Consider the following 21,701-nt stretch of genomic DNA (forward strand, 5'->3'; position numbering starts at 1 on the left):
AAGGAAAGGAAGTTCACAAGATGAAAACACAAACTGACCAAACTTTCGATAAATATGAAGTCTCTCATACTCAAAAGCGTTTTTGGTTCTTGGACCAGTTTGACTATTCCAATGATGAATCGATCCGTTCAATGTCAAATGTTTCAACGGTGTTTACCCTTACCGGACAATTGGACGTTTCCATCTTTCAAAAAACGATTCAAGATCTCACAGACCGGCATCAATCGCTGCGTACGTGTTTCAAAGAAGAAAATGGAACTCCACTGCAGCTTGTTTTTCAAAAATTGGACATATCAGTACCCGTTAAAGTAGTGAATCCTGATCAACCAGAAGTCCAAGTGGAACAATGGATCCAAGAAGAATTAACTACACCTTTCGATCTCAGACAGGCTCCATTGGTAAGAGTATTGTTATATAGGCTTTCCGCCGAAAAACATGTATGCTTAATCGTTGCACACCATAGCATTGCTGATGGATTGGCGCTTGACATTATCCTATCAGAGTTAATGACTTTGTACCGTGCGAATGTAAACATGATGTCAAATCCGCTCCCTGAACCGAACATTCAATATAGTGATTATGCCCATTGGCATAATAGCATGTTACATCCGTCAACAAGTGAACTTGGAGAGCAAAGGGAGTTTTGGTTGGATTCGTTATCTGGCGAGCTTCCTGATCTAAACTTTCCACTTGATCGTCAACGTGAAAAAGTAAGGTCCTATAAGGGAGCGGCCATTCCAATAATTATTGAAGGTGAATGGCTCACAAACTTAAAAAAATCTTGTGAACGATTGGATGTCAGTGTCTATATGTTTTTGCTTGGAGTTATGAATGTGCTCCTTGCAAAATATACCCGTAATGATGACATCATTGTCGGAACTTCGTTTTCCGGCCGATTCCATCCTGAACTTACGTCTGTGATTGGGAGCTTTATCAATACGCTGCCGGTCCGCAATCAGGTAAAAGGGGAAGAAACATTTCAGGAGTTTGTGAAACAAATCAAAAAAGTTGTTTTAGCCATCCAGGAAAACCAAGCATATCCTTTTGATAAAATCGTTGAAGATTTAGGGGTACAACGAAACAGCAGCAGACACCCAGTCTATGATGTTCTTTTTGAAATGCACACCCTGCATTCCGATGAAAAAGAAATAAGGGAAATAGTACCTGGTTTGTCGATTTCATTTGAACATTCGCTTAATACCATCCGTTACTCTCCGTTTGATTTCGCTTTTGAATTGTTTCAAAAGGAAGGAAAGATTGAAGGGTATATTCAATACGCAACAAGCTTATTCGATCAAGAGACGATGGAAAGATTGGGCAATCATTTTCTAAAGCTTGTTCAACAGGCAATCGAACATCCTGACAAACCAATCTGTCAAATGGACATGCTCTCAGATCAAGAACGAAACCAAATTTTGAAGGATTTTAATCACTTAACAATGGATTTCCCAGTACATGCTTCGTTTCCTATGTTGTTTGAAGAACAGGTACGTAAAATACCGAATCGTTATGCAGTTTCTTACTTAGATGAAAAGGTGACCTATAACGAATTGAATGAAAGAGCTAACCGATTAGCCCATTTCCTTATCAGTCAAGATGTTAATCCGGGTGAAATTGTTGCAGTGATGAGTGAGCGTAATATTTTTTGGTTAACGTCTTTACTGGCCATATTTAAGTGTGGTGCGGTTTATGTACCAATTGATCCGAACCTTCCTGACGAACGAGTGATGTATGTTTTGAACGATAGTGCCACAACATGTCTAATTACTCAAGAATCATTTGTAGAACGTGTTACTGCATTTGACACAGATAAAGTAGAAACAGTCGTTTGTCCTGATATGTATGGGCATGAGCTGCATGTTTCAGGTAAAACTCACAAGCTTTTTACAGGTCAACAGATCTTAGCTTTTCCGTCAAATAATCCTGAATTGGAGATATGTTCCGATCACCCTGCCTATATGATTTATACGTCTGGTTCAACCGGAAATCCAAAGGGAGCGATCGTACGACATAACGGGATGATCAATCATCTCTATTGCAAAATAGACAGTTTGCAATTGACAAAGGAGGATATTGTTGGACAAAATGCTTCCATTAGCTTTGATGTATCAATCTGGCAATCATTAGTTGCACTTCTTGCCGGTGGAGAAACATCCATTATTACATTTGAAGCAGGCCGTGATCAGGAGTTGTTATTTGACCATTTACGCTCACATCATATTACTGTAATTGAAACAGTACCATCTTTGTTATATGCATTCCTGGATACAGTAAATGGCATGAAAGAGCACGAACGCAGGCTTCCCACATTGCGTTGGATGATTACAAATGGGGAGGAACTGCCTAGTAAGTTAGTGACAAACTGGTTTGAAATGTTCCCTGATATCCCGTTGATTAATGCGTATGGTCCGACTGAATGCTCTGATGATGTCACACAGCATGTCATGAGGAAAGAAGAGAATAATGAGCAACAAAATACGCGAATTCCAATAGGAAAGCCTCTTCCAAATATGCGTTTGTATATTGTGGATCAATTTAATCAGTTAGCTCCTATCGGGGTTAAAGGGGAGATCTTGATCGCAGGTATTGGGGTAGGCAAAGGATATTGGAAAAATCAAAAATTGACTGAACAGAAATTTATTGAAAACCCTTTTGCACTGCAATCGAATGAAAAAACAGCATACCGGACAGGTGACCTCGGGTGTTGGTTACCGGATGGAAGTCTTGAGTTCACAAGCAGAATTGATTTTCAAGTTAAAATACGCGGGTTCAGAATTGAGCTTGGAGAAGTAGAAGCAACCATCAATCAACATGAGCGGGTTAGTGAAGCAGCCGTTATCGTCAAAAAACAAAATAACGGTGATTCCATTCTAATTGCATTTTATACAAGCAAGCACCAACTGGATTCAAACCAGCTGCGAAGCTATATGCAGGAAAAGCTTCCTTATTATATGGTACCTGCAATCAATATCAAGATTGACAAAATGCCTTTACTGACAAGCGAGAAAATTGATCGTAAAATGCTTCTGCAAGTGGCGGAACAGGAAATTTCAATAAATCCTAAATCGGTTGAGTTGAACACGACGACCGAACAAAAGCTTTCACTTATTTGGAAAGATATTTTGGAACAGAATCAAATAAGTAGAGAAGATCAATTTTTTCATATTGGTGGAAATTCAATCAATGCAGTTAAAGTTGTCAATCGTATTCGTGATCAATTTAACATATCAATGGCACTACAGCAAATTTTTGTTACCCCTGTCCTTAAAGATCTGGCAGCTGCTATTGATCTTGAAACAGGTCAAGAAATAAAAATAACCAGAAATCAAATTCGTCAATATCCTAAGAAAGAAGTATACGATTTGGCTCCAGTTCAATTGCCTGAATGGTATCTTCACGAGCTTGAACCAGAAAATCCGTTTTACAATGTGAGCTTTGAATTAATGTTTACAGGTGAGATGAATTTAGCAGCCTTTGAGAAAGCATGGCAGCATCTGATAAGTCGCCATTCAGCATTACGCATCCGTTTTCGAAATAAAGACGGAGTACCTCAGCAAATCGTATCAAGTGAGCTACCATTTCAATTAGATAACATTTATGAAAATCGGAACTTTGTGTTAGAGAATGAATTGAATGAGGATATTCGAAAAGTTGCATATACCCATAATAATCAAGTGTTTGATTTTGAAAAAGGACCATTGTTTTCGGTTAGATTAGTGGAATATAGACAAAAGCAATTTTTGATGATGTTTGCTGCACATCATATTATTTGGGATGAGACTTCATCTATGAATCTTGTTTCAGAACTTAGCGAACTATATAATGCTTATTCATTAAACAGAATACCAGATTTACCCCAACTGCAAATTGAATATACGGATTACGCTGAATGGATGAATTCATCAATCCGTGATGGGTCACTTGAGAAAGAACGCCAATATTGGTTAAACAAATTTGCTGATGTTCCTCCTCCACTTGAGTTGCCGACAGATTATCAGCGGCCTCCAGTCGTCACATTTAATGGGGGAACGATTCTCGCCAATATTGAAAATGATTTACAGCAAAAGATTGAATCCTACTGTCAGCAAAATGGCATGACGCTGTATATGTTTTTGCTATCGGTACTCAATTTACAGCTGCACCGACTTAGCGGACAAAATCGTTTTACCGTTGGGTCGCCAATCGTCAATAGAGATGACATCAATCTTGAGCATATGATTGGATTGTTTGCTACTGCTATTCCGTTATCCTGTAACATTACAGAGAATATGACATTTGCACAATTGGCTGAACACAGTAAGCAAACGGCCATTGAAGCATATGAAAATCATCTTTATCCGAGTAATTTCGTCATCGATCAGTTGCAAATAGATCGAGATTTATCACGGTCTAAGTTATTTTCTGTTATGTATGGATTGCAGAATAATAAACAGAAATTATTAACATCACTTCATTTTGAAGGCTTGAGCTTTAACCCGCGTATCTTTGACTTTGTTGAAGATAGCTCACGATTTGATCTTTCATTTGCATTTGATGAGCTGGAACATGGCATCGAAATCAATTTGAATTATAATAGTGATCTTTTTAAGAAATCGACAGCAGAGCGTTTGGTCGAGCAATTCATTTTGCTAACAGAGCAGGTAGTTGCTTCGCCTGATTTGGCAATCAAAAAGTACCAAATGGTTAATGAGATGGAGAAGCACAACATGATGGTTGAGTGGAATAAAACCGAACAACATTACGAGAATCAACTGTGCATTCATGAACTAATTGAAAAACAAGCTGCCAAAACGCCGGATATACCTGCGTTGTATAAACAAGGATATACGTTAACGTATAACCAGCTAAACGAGAAGGCAAATCAACTTGCTCATTATTTGGTTAGTTTAGGTGTGAAGGCTGAAGAAAAGATCGGAGTCATGTTCGAACATTCTGCTGAACTGATCATTTCACTTCTTGCCATCATGAAGGCAGGAGGAGTCTATGTACCGCTCAACCCAGAGTTGCCGGGGGCACGGAAGTTGGAGATTTCGAAGACAGCCTCACTATCATGCATTGTTACAAATAGCTTTAATAGCTCTAGCATAGAAGCGTTCAATGGAAGAATTCTAGAATATGATCGTATAAAGCTATCACTCTCTACAATGCCAAAAGATAACGTCAACAACCAGATAAATTCACATCATCTAGCGTATGTATTGTTCACATCTGGTACGACGAATAAACCTAAAGGAATAGAAATTGAACACCGGGGTGTTGTTAATCTTTTCACATGGTTAACGCAAGAGTATCCGCTTGGCTTAAAGGATTCAGTGCTGATGATGACACCATATTCTTTTGATGCATCGTTATTGGAAATATTTTGGCCTTTAGCTCAAGGGGCTAAAATTGTCATACCCCAACAGGAAGAATTAAAAAATGTGTACGCACTAGGTGAACTGGCCTATCAACATCGGGTAGCATTTCTTCAATTTGTTCCTATCATGTTGGAGGAATTTATACATGCGAGACGGAATAACGAGATTCCTGAGTTACCGTTTTTACGGTATGTCATTTGTGGCGGAGCACCATTAACACGTAAAATACATGACAAATTCAAGGAGCAGTTCAATTGCCGATTAAGCAATCACTATGGGCCAACAGAAGTGACTGTTGATTCTGTAGTATTTGAGTGTAACAGGGAATATGAAGGTGATATCGTTCCAATTGGCAGGCCGATCGCTAATACGAAATTGTATGTGTTAGACGAATGGTTGAATATTGTACCGGTCGGTGTTCCAGGTGAGTTATATATTCAATCTGATGGTCTGGCCCGCGGTTACTTGAACGATCCTATAAAAACGGAAGAAAGCTTTATTGATCACCCATTTTCTAATGAACCTGATAGCAAACTATACAAAACAGGAGATATTGTCCGCTATTTGAAAGATGGAATGATTCAGTATATCGGACGAAAAGATAATCAAGTAAAGGTTCGCGGCAACAGGGTGGAATTAGAAGAAGTGGAAACCGTACTTATGCAGCATCCTGAAATCGGCCGTTCAGCTATCGTACATCAGAAAGACGAACGTCAAGATGGACTGATTGCATATGTCGAGCTTGCAGATGAAATGAAACTATTTAAAGAAGACAAAAAGCTCAATCTGTTTACGATTTCACAAATACCTGACTTACAGGATGGGATGAATCGTCTGCATAGACAAGCTTGGCCGGCTTATTTTTTCGGAGATGAAATCATGGTAGCAAATTGGCCGAAATTATTTCATAGATTTCCAGATTACCAGTTTGCGCTAACACTCGAAAATGGGGATATTGCAGCTGTCGGTAATACCGTACCGATCAGATGGAACGGTACACTTGATGATCTGCCTGATGGATGGGATGAAGGACTGGTACGCGGAATGGAACAATCGGATAAGAATACCATCCCTGATACCTTACTTGTATTAGCTGGTGTCGTTAATGAAAACTATCAAGGGCAAGGCTTTGCATCCATACTTATCGAAGCATTCAAGAAGATTGCTGCTGGACATAAGCTGAAGCGTATCATCCTGCCTGTTCGTCCAACGGGTAAAAGCTTATATCCTAAACATTCATTTTCTGAATATTGTCAACTTACTAGAGAAGATGGATTTCCTGTTGATCATTGGCTGCGAACACATATCAAAGCAGGTGGGGAAATCTTGAAAAATGCGGAAGCCTCACAACGTATAGAGGGTAGTATAGAGGATTGGGAACATTGGGCAAATACAACATTTTCAAAAACCGGCTATTACCACCTAAAGGATACGTTACAGCCTGTTTGGATCGACATTGAAAAAGGTGGTGGAGTCTACAAGGATCCGAGTGTATGGTTCCAACACTTTCTACCAGCTAAAAAAGAAGAATGTGGTTGGAGACCAATAAACCCTGAAGGACTGCTAGATGATATAAAACAAAGGCTACCGGACTACATGGTGCCACAGCAGATCAACTTCGTTAAGAAAATGCCATTAACTGCTAGCGGTAAAATAGACAAAAAAGCTTTAATTCAGCAGGAAACCTTTCAGGAACAAACACGGGAATTGGTCGCTCCTCAAACTGAAACAGAAGCAATTGTTTTGAAGATTTGGAAAGAAATATTACAACTGGAAGAGATCAGTGTAACTGACAGTTTCTTTGAGTTAGGGGGACATTCCTTAAAAGCAACTGCTGTTGTAGCACGGATTAACACAACATTTGAATGTGCGCTCTCACTTAGGGAAATGTTTGAAGCTCTCACGATTCGCAGCTTGGCAACAGTTATTGAAAACAAAAAGATCGAACCGAGTAATGATACAGGGATTCGTTTTAAAAAAGTCGAACGTCGTGTAAGAACAAAAAATTAAAGGCTTATCTTTAGAATAGTTGGTTAGATGTTGCTTTCTAGAGAAAGTATATATGGAACACAAAAATTAGATCCGGAAGATTACGGTGAATTGAAGGGAGAATAACCATTGAATTCTCCAATTTTACAAAAACTAACAATCTGTTTTTTTATGATGATTCTGTTTCTTTTATTTCCTCAAAAAGCATTCACCATTGCTGATGTTCAACCAAATGTATCACCTGAACGGATAAGTGAAATCGAGCAGTGGGTACAGGAACAAATGAAGAAAGCAGAAATACCCGGCATGTCTGTCACGATTGTAAATGGAAAAGAGACATTGTATCAGCAGGGATTTGGTTATTCTGATCTATCCGAAAAGACACCAGTGTCAGATGCTACTGTTTTTGAAATCGGCTCTAATAGCAAGGCCTTTACAGCTCTTGCGGTGTTGAAGCTTGAGAAAGAAGGTAAGTTGAAACTAAGCGATCCTGTTGAAGACTATATCCCTTGGCTGAAGGTTACGTTTAATGGAAAACCTGCGGTGATTACAATCGAGCAATTGCTTCATCATACTAGTGGGATTCCATTTGAGACAATAGGAAAGCTCCCAGAAGGCTATGGTGAGGACGCACTAGAGAATACAGTACGTATTCTCGAAGATTACCAGTTAAACAGGGAGCCTGGTGAAAGCTTTGAATATGCAACAATCAATTATGATGTTCTTGGTCTTGTGATTGAAAAGCTTACAGAACAATCCTTTGCCGATTATATGGGGGAACAAATTTTTAAACCTTTAGGACTGTCAGATACATTTGTAATGAAAGAACCTGATGTGCCAAAAGAAGCAGCGACAGGATATAAATTTGGCTATACTGATCCACGTCCATATGAACCGCCATATTATGTGGGTAATGCACCAGCGGGATATGTCATGAGCAATGCTCGGGATATGGCTTTATGGCTTAAAATTCAACTTGGCGCTATACGTGATGGAAGCTTCGATTTCTCTCTAATCGATGCTTCCCATCTTGCAAACCGCTCTGTCAAACCGGATTTCAATGGCTCCTCTTATGCTGCAGGATGGGATGTGTTTCAGAAGGGTAAAGGTGAAATCTCACATGCCGGAAATAACCCTACTTTTTCATCGTTTATTAGTATGCGTCCAGGTGAGGAAATTGGGGTTGTTGTTTTAGCGAATATTAACACAGATTACACCCAGGTCATTGGTCAAGGAATTCTTCATCAATTGATTGGGGAAGAACCACCATTGGTAACGTCAGACACATATAAAAAAGTAGATTCTATTGCTGTTGGACTGATTGTTGCCTTGCTGCCGATTAGCATCATTATATTTATATATGTGCTTACAACAATTAGAGCCATTATTAGAGGAGAACGACGCGGAGTTTTTAACAAGATCCGATCTTATTTCTCTCTTTTGCTTCATTTGCTTGTGCTTGGAGCTGTGGCAATGGCTATTTATAAAGTGCCTGACATTTTGTTTTATAAGCTGACATGGCGGTTTATCCAAGTTTGGATGCCAGGAACAGTATTAACGGCTGTTTGGCTTATCATCATAGCAGGAGGCTTATATGCGATTTATTCTTTGCTTCTCACCTTTTTTCCGAAAAAGAAGGAGAAATCGTTTTTAAAACCCATTGTCCTCGGGGTAATAAGCGGTGTTGGGAATGCCTTTGTTATTTTTATCATTAATGAATCAATCGTCCGAACAAACAATTTAACAAATGGCTTACTTTTCTACTTTGTCATAGCTATTGTGATGTATGTGGTCGGACAACGCTATGTACGGGCTATTCTTGTAAATCTGACTAACGAGATTATTTATGAAAAAAGGATCGAGTTAATTGATAAGTTATTGAATACGCGTTTCTCAATATTGGAAGGAATGGAACGCGGACGTGTCGAGGCAACACTTAACAATGATACTGAGGTTATTAGCCGTTCCATCGGAATTGTGATTTCAGGTGCAACGAATTTAATAACACTTGTTTTTTGCTTTCTTTATCTAGGTGTGATGAATGTATACGCGTTGTTCCTTTCCATTGTCATCATCGTCTTTTTAGCCATTCTGTATTTAGTTGTCGGTAACCGGGCCAACAAAATCATGGAGGAAACGCGTGATTTGCAAAATGTTTTTTTCGGTTTTATCTCAGACATGCTGAATGGTTTCAAAGAGCTTACACTGAACATCAAGAAACGTCGTGATTTCCGTAAAGGAATTCAGGAAAGCTGTAAAAGTTACAAAGAAAAGCGAAACATATACCAATTGCGTTATTCCGATATTTTCGTATTAGGTGAACTGTTATTTGTCCTGGTCATTGGTTGTGTTGTTTTTGTTTTTCCAGAGATCTTTAAGCAGATGGATCAAATTATGCTTAGCAACTATGTATTTGTTTTTTTATACATGACAGGTCCTGTCAATCAGTTGCTTGATAGCGTCCCACACTTTGCGCAAATTCGAGTAAGCTGGGATCGAATCAAGCAGATGAATAAAGAGTTGAATTCACTCGTGGAACATCCAACTGATAGCCATAATTTCAATGAAACTGAGTCTGTTCAATTAAAGATGAATGACGTGACATACAGCTATAATGTGGGAAATGATGCAACTCATTCAAGCTTTGAGGTAGGTCCAATTAATTATGAGTTTCGAAGTGGATCCATTGTTTTTATTACAGGGGGAAACGGCAGTGGGAAATCAACATTCGCTAAGCTGCTTACAGGATTGTATGAACCAGATGCTGGTCATATAATCCTAAATGGTGAGTCGGTTTCACCAATGGAATTAGGGCAATACTATTCTGCTATTTTCGGAGATTATCATTTGTTTGATCGTTTTTACGGTATAGATTGGCAAGCAAAGGAAGTTGAAATGAATGATTACCTGGAACGCTTGGAATTACAAGATAAGCTTAAGATACAGAATGGGGTGTTTAGTACGACAAAGCTATCAACAGGTCAGAAAAAAAGGCTTGCCCTCCTCATCACCTATCTTGAGGACAAGCCGATCTGTTTATTTGATGAATGGGCCGCAGATCAAGATCCCGAATATCGTCGTTTCTTTTACGAAGTTCTATTGCCGGAAATGAAAGCAAGCGGGAAATGTATTATTGCTATTACCCATGACGATCATTATTTTCATCTTGCTGATCACATGATTAAGATGGACATGGGACAAATGTCGGTACTGGAACCGGCAGCTCAAAAATCTATATAAATAGAAGTTATAGGTGAGTGGTTAAGCCTTTTTGTATATCCTCATCACTCATAACTCCTGTAGGTCATTGGAGGAATAGAGGTGAAAATGAATGAAAACCATTTTGTTTTGCATTCCTTATGCAGGTGATTCAGCCACCATTTATTTGCAATGGAAACAGCTACTTGGAAATCATATTGAACTTTATCCGCTTGAACTTGCCGGCAGAGGAGCCAGATATGACGAACCTTTTGATTCGGATTTCACCAGCATGAGGAACGATCTTGCAGCCCAAATAACACATTATGCAAGAGGTAAACAATATGTGGTCTTTGGTCACAGCATGGGGGCGGTCTTGGCGTATGAACTCTATTATTTGCTAAGTGAAGAGGGATTTCCACAGCCTCGGCATTTATTTCTTTCTGGCCGTCCGGCACCTGCCCAAAATGCCCGAAAAAAAAGTTTTTTATCCAAGCTTGTTCATAAGAAGGTTGGAGAGTTATTTCAACAAAGTAGAGATATACCAAATGAGATCGCGAAACACCCGGAACTGGCTAAAAAATTCAGACAAGTACTTAAATCAGATCTTCGCATTATGAATACATATAATTCTATGCCCAAACAAGAAAAAATGAAGTGTCCCGTCACTATTTTTAGCGGGAAGCAGGATGAAATCAGTGAGGAAGAAATACTAGCGTGGAGAGATCATTCTAACAATGATTGCAAGATTGTATGGGTAAAAGGTGATCATTTTTTCCTGCATACCAGAAAAGAAGAATTGGTCTCAGTCATCAATCAGTCGATTCCTGAAATAATTTCTAGTTAGGAGAATGACAAGATGGAAATGAAACAATGCTACGAGACTTCGTCTGCACAGAGACGAGTGTATATTCAGCAACAATTCAATCCGCAAAGCACTGCTTATAACCTTCCTACTGTATTTAAAGTAGACGGGAAATTGGATAATAACCGTCTGGAAGAAGCGATGGTGAAGCTGATCAGGCGACATGAATCGTTGAGAACCACTTTTGAAGCTGATCTTGAAAATAACGATATTTCTCAAATTATTTTAGATAACGTGTCATTTAAGTTAGACGTGTTGAATGTAGAAGAAGATAATCTTCATGTATGTATAGACCAGTTAATTAAACCATTCCAACTGGATCAAGCACCACTATTTTGTGTGAAAATCATTTACACATCAGATGATAACTGTTACCTGTTTTTTGATATCCACCACATTATTGCGGACGGAATCTCCATTCAAACGATCATGAAAGAAATGATGCTGTTATATAAGGGCATGGAACTGCCACCTGTTGATGTGCAATATGTCGATTATGTCATGTGGCAAAACGATTTGTTTAACCAACAAGAAACTCGCAGTCAAGAGTGTTACTGGATGGGGCAATTCAAAGATGAACTCCCTGTTTTAGATCTGCAAACTGACTTTGTACGTCCTGTTAAGAACGAAGGGATTGGTAAGTATGTATATTTTCAAATTGAAAAACCGGTCATCAATCAATTGAAAGAGCTTGCCCGCAAGGAAGACGCGACATTGTTCATGGTGCTTTTTAGCTTATATACAGCCCTTCTGCATCGATATACTTCACAAACTGACCTTGTCATTGGAACTCCAATTGCCGGCCGCAGGCATGCAGAGCTGGAACCAGTGATTGGGATGTTTGTCAATACGCTCGCCCTTCGTATTAAACCAAGGGGAACGATGTCATTTCGCCAATTGCTGTCAGAAGTGAAGCAAACAGCACTAGCAGCATATGAAAATCAAGATTATCCATTAGATCAAATGGTCGAAAAGCTTAAGATCAATCGTTCGTCTGACAGACATCCTTTATTTGATACCATGTTTGTTTTGCAGAATATGGACACAGCTCATGTTGATATGGATGGCTTACACTTTCAACCTTTTGAGCTAAAGTCGTGCAGTGCCAAATTCGATCTAACCTTAGAACTAACGGAAAAAGACGGATGGATATCTGGAAAACTGGAATATAATGCGGAATTGTTCGAAAAACAAACAGCAGAAAGAATCACACAGCACTTTGCAAACATTGCCGAACAAGCTGCTGAAATTCCTGATCAACTTCTCTATCAGTTTGAAATCATGAGCTTAGAAGAGAAGAAGGAGATTCTTGAAGAATTCAATGATTCAACAACAGATTTTCCTCTTAAAACAATATCTCAATTATTTGAGGAACAGGCAACTCTTCATCCAGATCAACCTGCTGTTCTATACGATGGCCATAGTTATACATATCGTGAATTAAATGAAAGAGCTAACCAACTCGCTCGTACACTACATGCTAGAGGAATCTCGAATACAAAAGCTGTTGGAATAATGGCTGAGAGATCCATGGAATTAATCGTTGGTATGCTTGCCGTTAGTAAGACAGGAGCTGCGTATGTTCCAATTGAACCGGATTATCCTAGTCAAAGAATTTCAAACATGCTAGAAGACAGCGGGAGCGAATGGCTTCTGGTACAAGGGGCTATCAAGCAGGATATTTCTGATCATCTGGAGATCATTGATTTACAAAATCCAATGCTGTACACAGGAGGGAAGACAAATCTTACCTTATCTACAGATCCAGATAGCACTGCGATTATGATCTTCACTTCTGGAACATCTGGCAGACCAAAAGGAATTATGGTGACGAACAGGGGGATATCCCGCCTTGTCAAAGAAACTAATTATGTAGTATTAAATCACCAAACACGATTGCTTCAAACCTGTGCTTTAGGATTTGATGTTTTTACATTTGAAACCTGGGCTCCTTTACTAAACGGAGGAAGTTTGTATCTTACAAATAAGGAAAACTACCTTGATGCAGAAAGCTTAAAACCCTTTTTATTAAAACACCAAATCAATCTGATGGTCCCAACTACAGCGCTCTTTAATCACTTGCTAAATCAAGACCCGAATATTTTTAATACGCTTGATACCATTATAGTCGGTGGTGAAGTGATGTCACCTCCACATGTTCGCTTGCTTAAACAGAATCATCCAAATGTGAAGTTAAAGAATGGCTATGGACCAGCTGAAAATACAACATATACGAGCGTTTATGATGTAACAGGCTTCGAAACGGGAAGCATTCCAATCGGCAAACCTATCTCGAATACGAGCTGTTATGTTTTAGATTCTTTTCTTCAACCTGTACCTGTTGGCGTGGCAGGAGAATTGTTTATTGGCGGTGATGGAGTAGCGAGCGGGTATGCGAATCGAAGTGATTTATCAGAAGAAAAATTCATCACTGTTCCTTCTCTTCAAGGGAAAAGGGTTTACCGGACTGGAGATTTAGTGAAATGGCGCTCTGACGGTCATTTAATCTACCTTGGTCGACAAGACGATCAGGTGAAAATTAGAGGGTATCGAATCGAGCTAGAAGAAATTAATCAGCATGTATTGGGGCTCCCGGACGTTTTGGAATCTGTTGTGATACCGATAAAGTCAGCGAATAAAGAAACAAAGCTATGTGCTTACTATACTGCAGAATTATTGATTAGCTCTTTGGAAATGCGAAGTATGCTTATGCAGCAACTACCTGATTTTATGGTTCCTGAACTTTACATGCAGCTAGAAAAAATGCCATTGTCAGCGAATAACAAAATTAACAAAAAGGCACTGCCAACTCCTGAATTTGCACCAATTCCTACAGAAAGGCAACAAGTTGAGGATGAATTAGAACGAACCATTGTCCAAGTGTGGCAGGAGATACTAGTAATAGATGCGATCGGTGTTAAAGATAATTTCTTTGCAGTCGGTGGACAATCTTTAAAAGCTACTCTTGTTGTAGCAAAACTCCGAAAGGTATTAAATGTGGACATTGGCTTAAATGATCTGTTTTTACATCCAACAATCAAAGATTTAGCTAAGCTGCTTCGAAGTAGAGAAAAAGTAAGTGCCGGCATAGAAGTAAAATCGGTTGAGAAACGAGAGTATTACCCGGCAACATCTCAGCAAACACGAATGATGATTGTTGACAAAATGAAGCGGGTTTCTGATACAAGCCAAAACATTACAGATATCTATTGGGTAGAAGGAAAACTGGATATTAATCGAGTGAGAAATATATTTCAACAATTGATCGAAAGGCATGACTCGCTAAGAATGTCTTACCACCTAACGAAGAATGGGCTGATGTTTAAGATAATTGAAAAGCTAGAATCAAAACTGACAATGTTCAAGGGAACAGAGGAGCAAATACCAGATCTTATCAATACTTTTGTTCAACCGTATGATCTTTCAGAAGCTCCTTTGTTCAGAATTGGACTTATTGAAGTAGCTGATGATAAGCATCTACTAATCTTTGATATACATCATAGTATTTCAGATGGTTTTTCTTTGGGATTATTAGTTAAAGAGTTTGTTACCTTGTTCCATGGAGGTCAACTACCTAGGTTAGAATTTCAGTATAAGGATTATGCAATATGGCAACAGTCCTTTTCTAAAACAGAAAAATGGGAACAACAAGAAAAATTCTGGTTAGAGGTCATGAAAGGTACCATCCCAACCACGAATTTGCCACTGGATTTTCAGCGTCCTTCTGAAAAAACGTATGAAGGTAAATTGGTGGATTTCCAAATTTCAGAAGAACTAACAGAACGATTAAAGCAATTGGCAGTAAATGAAAACACCACACTCTATACTGTATTACTTACTGCTTACTATACATTATTATACAAATATTCAGGTGCGGAAGATATGATTATTGGTGCTCCTGTTGCAGGGCGCAATCAAGCGGAATTTCAACAAATGTTCGGTTTGGTGACGAATACACTGCCGCTCCGTAATTACCCTTCCGCACACAAAACATGGCGGGAATTTTTGCAGGAAGTACGGGAAAATACAATTCAGGCATTTGAAAATCAAGATTATCAGCTAGAACAGTTATTAGAGAAAATGGAAATTAGCCCTTCAGTTAATCGTAACCCATTATTTGATACACTCTTTGTTTTGCAAAATATGGACATTCCTCCAATTAACTTGGAAGGATTGCGCTTTGTTCCATATCTTCAACAGAGAAACACAAGTATCATAGATTTGATTTTAGTCGCTAAAGAAGAATCAGGCAGGATCACTTTCACATTTGAATATTGTACACAGTTATTCAAAAGCGAAACGATTACACAAATGGAAGGACATTTTATCAACCTTTTAGAAAGTATGGGACACGGTGATCTAGATAAAACATTGATTCAGCTCCAGCTCAATGCTGATAAAGCTGTAAACAATGATGAATACAGGGGGAATTTAGCTGATACATTTTCGTTTTAATTCAAATGGCGAAAAGGGGGAAGGAAACGATGTTTGTTTTAACAGAAGAAACGGTCAAAATGAGGGAGTTTTGGGTGGAGCAGCTCTCAGGTGAAAAGCCGTCAAACATGCTTTTACCCGATGAACTCAGGACATCCAACACAATGCAACCTGCAATCGGTATGGTACAAACGAATATAGTTGATGATACATTTAGAAGCCTTACACAATACTGCAAAGAATCAGACTTTCTCTGGTATTGCTTTTTGTTCGCCGGTCTCAACGTGTGCTTGTATAAATACTCAGGCTATCAGGATTTTGTAATAGGTTCACCTCATCAAGATGAAAAGAGAAAGAGTGAAAGCATCCTGCCAATCCGTAGCAAAATAGAATCGGAATTGAGTTTCAAAGAATGGGTGCTCCAAGTGAGAGAAAGGCTGGCTGTTGCCTATGAATATCAACAGTTTCCATTAGATTTGCTGATAAGTGAGCTTGGATTATCTGTAGATGATGAAACAAATTCTTTGATCAATTTCGTCGCTTCTTTTGAAGGGTTACACGCACCATTTTCAAGTGAAATAAATGAACAGACACTCCAGATTTTATTCTGTCGAAGTGAGGGGAAGTTGGGGATCAAACTGCAGTATCCATCTGAGTATTATGCGGAAGATTCCATCAGACTATTCCTACACTCTTTTAATCATGTTCTTCAAGTAGCTGTACGTCAAATCGACAAACCTATCAAGGAATTGTCGATTTGCCTGCCAGAAGAAGAACATATGATCTTGAACGAATTCAACATACAACTTTCGAAGGCTGAAGAAAAAAAGACAATAGTTGGATTTTTTGAACAGCAAATCGCCAATCATGTGGACAAGGTCGCTTTAATTGATAAGGACAGACAGATGACCTACAGGGAGCTGCATCATCAATCCAACAGGTTAGCAGCTGTACTAAAAAATAATTGGAACATCAAGCCTAATGAATTTGTAGCAGTTTACATGAATCGCGGGATCGATTATATCGTATCGATTTTGGCTGTCTTAAAAGCGGGAGGAGCCTATGTCCCACTTGATATCGATTATCCAAATGAGCGAATTCAATACATTTTAAATGATAGTAAAGCAAAATTATTACTTACTAATCATGAAACGGAAAACCTGACAACTGATTCAATACCTATCCTACAAGTCAATGAATTACTGGAAGAAGAGGATCAACAACTAGACATCTCGTACTCTACTAAATCAGAGGATTTGGCTTATCTGTTATATACTTCGGGAACAACAGGATTTCCAAAAGGGACATTGATTGAACAGCGCAATGTCATTCATTTAGTTGGTGATCCGGACTATTTAATATTCAATTCTCAAACTTGTATGTTACAGGCATCATCTGTTGTGTTTGACTTATCAACTCTCGAAATATGGGGGACCTTACTGAATGGCGGCACCCTGGTGATCGTAGACAAACAAACCTTAATAGAACCTATGAAATTAGAATCTGCCATTCAGAAATATAAGGTCAACTCAGCTATTTTGACAACTGCCCTTTTTCACCATGTAGCAAGCCATCGACCTGAGTTATTCAAAGAACTTACCCAACTATTAACAGGCGGAGAGACGCTATCAGCTGTATTAGCAGACAAAGCTCTCCAAATGAATCCTAAGCTAAAACTGGTTAATGCATACGGTCCAACTGAATGTACAGTGTTAACGACAGCACATGATGTGAAAATTGGTGAAAAAGGCAATATCTCAATCGGTAAACCAGTCAAGGGTACAAATGTCAAGATAATCGGGGTAGACGGACAGATTCAGCCAATAGGGGTACTTGGCGAATTGTGCATAACTGGAAATGGTGTAGGGCGAGGCTACTTAAATAAACCAGAAACAACATGTGAAAATTTTATACCAGATAAAGATCAGGAAAATCGTTTGATTTACAGAACAGGTGACCTTGCAAGATGGCGGGATGATGGCAGCATTGAATTTCTAGGACGTAAAGATCGACAAGTGAAGTTACGTGGATATCGCATTGAACTTGGTGAAATTGAAAACTGCCTACTTAATCATAAGGATATTCTTGAAACAGTTGTTCTTCCAATTGAAGTAAACAAGGAACAAATACTGTGTGCGTATATCGTCCAAACAGAAGAAGCAGATGCGGATGTCTACGATCTTCAAATGTATTTGAAGGAAACCTTACCGGAATATATGGTTCCTGTTGCATTTGTTCCGATTCAACGAATTCCATTAACAGTAAGTGGTAAATTGGATGTTACTAAGCTTCCAGTTCCAACTGACCTTCATTTTGGGATCCAACAAGAAAAAGATGATAGATTTCCCCAAAGTGAGGAAGAAAGGAAGATTGCTGCAATATGGACGGATATATTAGGGATTCAACAAATCTCACTTGATCACAACTTCTTTGAATTAGGTGGGCACTCACTAAAGTTAATTCTGCTTGCTGAACAGCTGCAACAAGCCGGATATCCAGTCAATACAATGGATTTGTACAAATACCCAACTATTGCGAGTTTCCTAGAAAACAAATGGAAGCAGAGAAATTAATACAGGATTTTTTTAAAAAAATTACCTTTGGACTCTGGATCACGGAGAAAGAGATAGCACTGGATTTAGAATACTAGCTTTCTAAAGAAGGTCTTTATCTTTTTTCCGAATTTTAATCTTCTTTAGAGAGCGGGGATAAATCTCTCATGATCTTACTAGTAAAACTGGTTATTTATTTTTTAATCTGGAGTTTATATTCATATGTAATACACAGAATTGCGCATATCCCTAGTAAGAAAAATCCATTGTTAAAAATCCATCTTGTTCATCACAGGGTAAAGTATGATGATTCGTTTCTCCCTGAATGGCCAAACTTTTTCTTCTGGTTCGGATCATGGAGAGCTTCACTGGATGTTTGGATCACGTTGACTCTACCAGTTGTCATCATAGCAATAATAGACCCTGTACCCGGTGTGATTTTACTCGTCTTTCATTATTTTTACGAGGTATTTTTGGCTGGAAATGTTGTCGATCATAACCCGAATATTAAGGGAAGGATTACGCGTTACTTTGCAATTGGGCAGTACCATGTCAAACATCATGAGGTTTATCGTGCTAATTACGGTTTTTTTATTACCTTATGGGACCGTCTATTCGGTACAGCCCATCAAAAGCCAAGTCATTCACAAAAAATGAAAGGTAAAGACATGACTCAAATGAAATGAATGGAGGGAGAATGGGTTGAAAGTAAATAATTTGTTTCATGAAGAGACACTATCAGGAAGAATTTCTGCTTCTCCGAGCAAGCTATTGCATGAAGAGATATTAAAACCCCAATTTGACTATGAATTGAAGCATTTATTACCCTATTATATTCTGATCGAAGAAGTCATGACGATTGAATATGAACGGTTGGGCCTGATAAGTAAAGAATCGATGGTTGAAATCGTCAATCTGCTAAATCAAATAACAAAAGAAAACATCACGGCAGATCCAAAAAGTAATATGTCTGACATCTGCTTTGCTATCGAACAGTATGTTGAATCCCGTTTGAAACATCCTGTCCCTAATTGGCATGTTGACCGCAGTCGGAATGATGTACAAGCTACTGCACAGATCATGTTTGCTCGGGAAAATTTAGTGACAATCATGGAAGAACTAACAGAACTTATTGAAGAAGTACTGACATTATCAAACGCCAATTTGTCTGTTCCTATGCCAGGCTATACTCACTATCAATCAGCTCAAATCATTACAGTTGGTTTTTACTTTACAGCAGTTAGTGAAGTCCTGCAAAAGTCCTTGAATAGAATGATTAAAATCTATGATGAGATTAATAAATGTCCATTAGGTTCAGGAGCAATGTCAGGCATGGAACTTGAATGGAATCGAGCTGAAATGGCGATTAAACTAGGCTTTCAAGATTCTTCACATGCATTAGTAAGTGTAGCTTCAAAGGATTGGATGCTGCAAATTGCTGCAGAATGTTCGAATTTAGCAACTGCAATAAGTCGATTTATCACAGATCTCATTACTTGGGGCAGCAGTGAATACAAATTCTTTGTTTTGCCTGATGAAATGTCAGGAATATCATCGGCCATGCCGCAAAAAAAGAATTATCCGATTCTGGAACGAATCCGCGGGCGTAGTGTACATATCAATTCCTATTATTTTGACATGCTAAATGCACAGCGTAATACACCTTTTACAAATCTTGTAGAGACAGCTAAAGAAGGCGGAAGTAATTTTTACCCGATGATTACATGTATAAAAAGTGTGTTGACGCTTTATGAGGCTGTAATCAAAGAGATGAAGTTCAATAAGGAACATATGTATGAAATGTGTGCAAATGATTTTTTCGGAGGTTTTTCTCTAGCTAATTTGCTAACATTGCAATGTTCAATTCCATATCGTCAATCCCAAATTATATCAGGGAAATATATAGTAGCCATGAATGAACAAAATCGTAAACCAATAGAAGTAGATCTTTCATGTTTAAATGAATTATGCGTAGAGTATGGATATAAAACGTCGTCACTCACTGAAGATCAGTTGATAGAAATCTTTAGCGTCACGGAAAGTCTTTCAAGAAAAAAGACTCAAGGCTCAACGAATCCACTCGAAACCAAGCAATTGATTGACCAACAAAAAGCTATTTTAAGAGAACAGAAAAAGCAAATCACAGACCTTATAAGGAAATAAAAAACAAGAGTGGAATTTCGATTGCCTAGCTTCTGGGTAGAAAAAGTAAGAAAAATATGACTGAGGGTGTGAGGATCTTGTATCAAAACATTATCGAAACCATTGGAAATACTCCTTTAGTTAAACTTCGTCTTGATAAGCAGTCGATGGGGGAAGTTTACGCAAAATTAGAACTACAGAACCCATTTGGTATGAAGGATCGAGTGGCAAAGAACGCAATTCTTGCAGCAAAGGAGTCCGGTGAATTACAGGATGGCCAACCTATTTTTGAAAGTTCATCAGGCACATTGGCATGCGGAATCGCACTAGTTGGTACTTCACTTGGCCACCCTGTCCATATTGTCACAGATCCAAGATTAGATTCAATCACTCTAGCAAAATTACACTCTCTAGGTTGTCATGTGCATGTGGTGGATAAAATGGGAGCTCAAGGATGGCAAGGAGGCCGCTTGGAATTATTGCATAGATTGTTGGAGCAACACCCGGATGGATATTGGTTAAGACAGTATGAAAATCCCTCTAACCCTGAATCATATACCGGTTTAGCCCAAGAGTTGATTGATGATCTTGGACAAGTAGATATCTTGATCGTTGCAGTCGGAACTGGAGGATCTATCTCTGGAACAGCACGGGAATTAAAAAAATACAATCCAAATTGTAAAGTAATCGCGGTTGATGCAACAGGAAGTGTTATTTTTGGCCAACCAGATAGGCCTGACCGACTTCAGGGCGGTATTGGGAACTCATTAGTTGCCAGAAATGTTGATCATACTTTAATTGATGAGGTACACTGGCTAAATGATCAAGAGGCGTACGCTGCTACACATGTACTCGCAAGACATGAAAAAATATTTGCGGGCAATTCTTCCGGTTCTGTTTATGCTGTTGCCCGATGGGTAAGCCGCTTTGTCGAACCAAACACGAAAATAGCTGCTATATTTCCGGATCGCGGTGACCGTTATGCAAACACTATTTACAATCATGATTTCCTTAAAACAAAAGGAATGAATGTGAAACTCGACTTTGATCCAAAACAAGTAGATAAAAATGATGTTGTTCATTCATGGTCTTACGCATCATATCGTGAACATACAGTTGTAAAAATATAAGACCGATTACAATTAGAAATGAGTTGACATATAA

8 protein-coding genes are annotated in these 21,701 nt (G+C 38.7%); all 8 read left to right on the forward strand.

Going from position 1 to position 21,701, the window contains the following annotated elements:
- Positions 1–20 precede the first annotated feature (20 nt).
- The 8 genes from LC095_RS15245 to LC095_RS15280 all read left to right on the forward strand — a co-directional run bounded on the left by LC095_RS15245 (position 21) and on the right by LC095_RS15280 (position 21,667).
- Positions 21–7,367: a non-ribosomal peptide synthetase gene (locus LC095_RS15245; protein WP_226528959.1), complete on the forward strand. Its 7,347-nt coding sequence runs from the start codon at positions 21–23 to the stop codon at positions 7,365–7,367.
- Between the two features lie 108 nt (positions 7,368–7,475).
- Positions 7,476–10,586 (forward strand): cyclic peptide export ABC transporter, encoded by a 3,111-nt coding sequence (locus LC095_RS15250; RefSeq protein ID WP_226528960.1) that lies wholly within the window; start codon positions 7,476–7,478, stop codon positions 10,584–10,586.
- A 91-nt stretch (positions 10,587–10,677) separates the two neighbouring features.
- Entirely contained in the window at positions 10,678–11,391 is a 714-nt protein-coding gene (locus LC095_RS15255) for a thioesterase II family protein (protein WP_226528961.1), read from the forward strand.
- Positions 11,392–11,403: 12 nt separating this feature from the next.
- Complete coding sequence (locus LC095_RS15260) at positions 11,404–15,864, forward strand: non-ribosomal peptide synthetase (protein ID WP_226528962.1); 4,461 nt, start codon at positions 11,404–11,406, stop codon at positions 15,862–15,864.
- Between the two features lie 29 nt (positions 15,865–15,893).
- Positions 15,894–18,416, forward strand: coding sequence for a non-ribosomal peptide synthetase (locus tag LC095_RS15265; RefSeq protein WP_226528963.1), 2,523 nt, complete (start codon positions 15,894–15,896; stop codon positions 18,414–18,416).
- Between the two features lie 146 nt (positions 18,417–18,562).
- Positions 18,563–19,081, forward strand: coding sequence for a sterol desaturase family protein (locus LC095_RS15270; protein WP_226528964.1), 519 nt, complete (start codon positions 18,563–18,565; stop codon positions 19,079–19,081).
- 16 nt (positions 19,082–19,097) lie between these two features.
- Entirely contained in the window at positions 19,098–20,558 is a 1,461-nt protein-coding gene (locus LC095_RS15275) for an argininosuccinate lyase (RefSeq protein ID WP_226528965.1), read from the forward strand.
- Positions 20,559–20,632: 74 nt separating this feature from the next.
- Positions 20,633–21,667 (forward strand): cysteine synthase family protein, encoded by a 1,035-nt coding sequence (locus LC095_RS15280; protein ID WP_226529034.1) that lies wholly within the window; start codon positions 20,633–20,635, stop codon positions 21,665–21,667.
- The last annotated feature ends 34 nt before the right edge of the window (positions 21,668–21,701 follow it).

The sequence above is a fragment of the Metabacillus niabensis genome (genome assembly GCF_020524345.1).
Lineage (GTDB): Bacteria > Bacillota > Bacilli > Bacillales > Bacillaceae > Metabacillus > Metabacillus niabensis_B.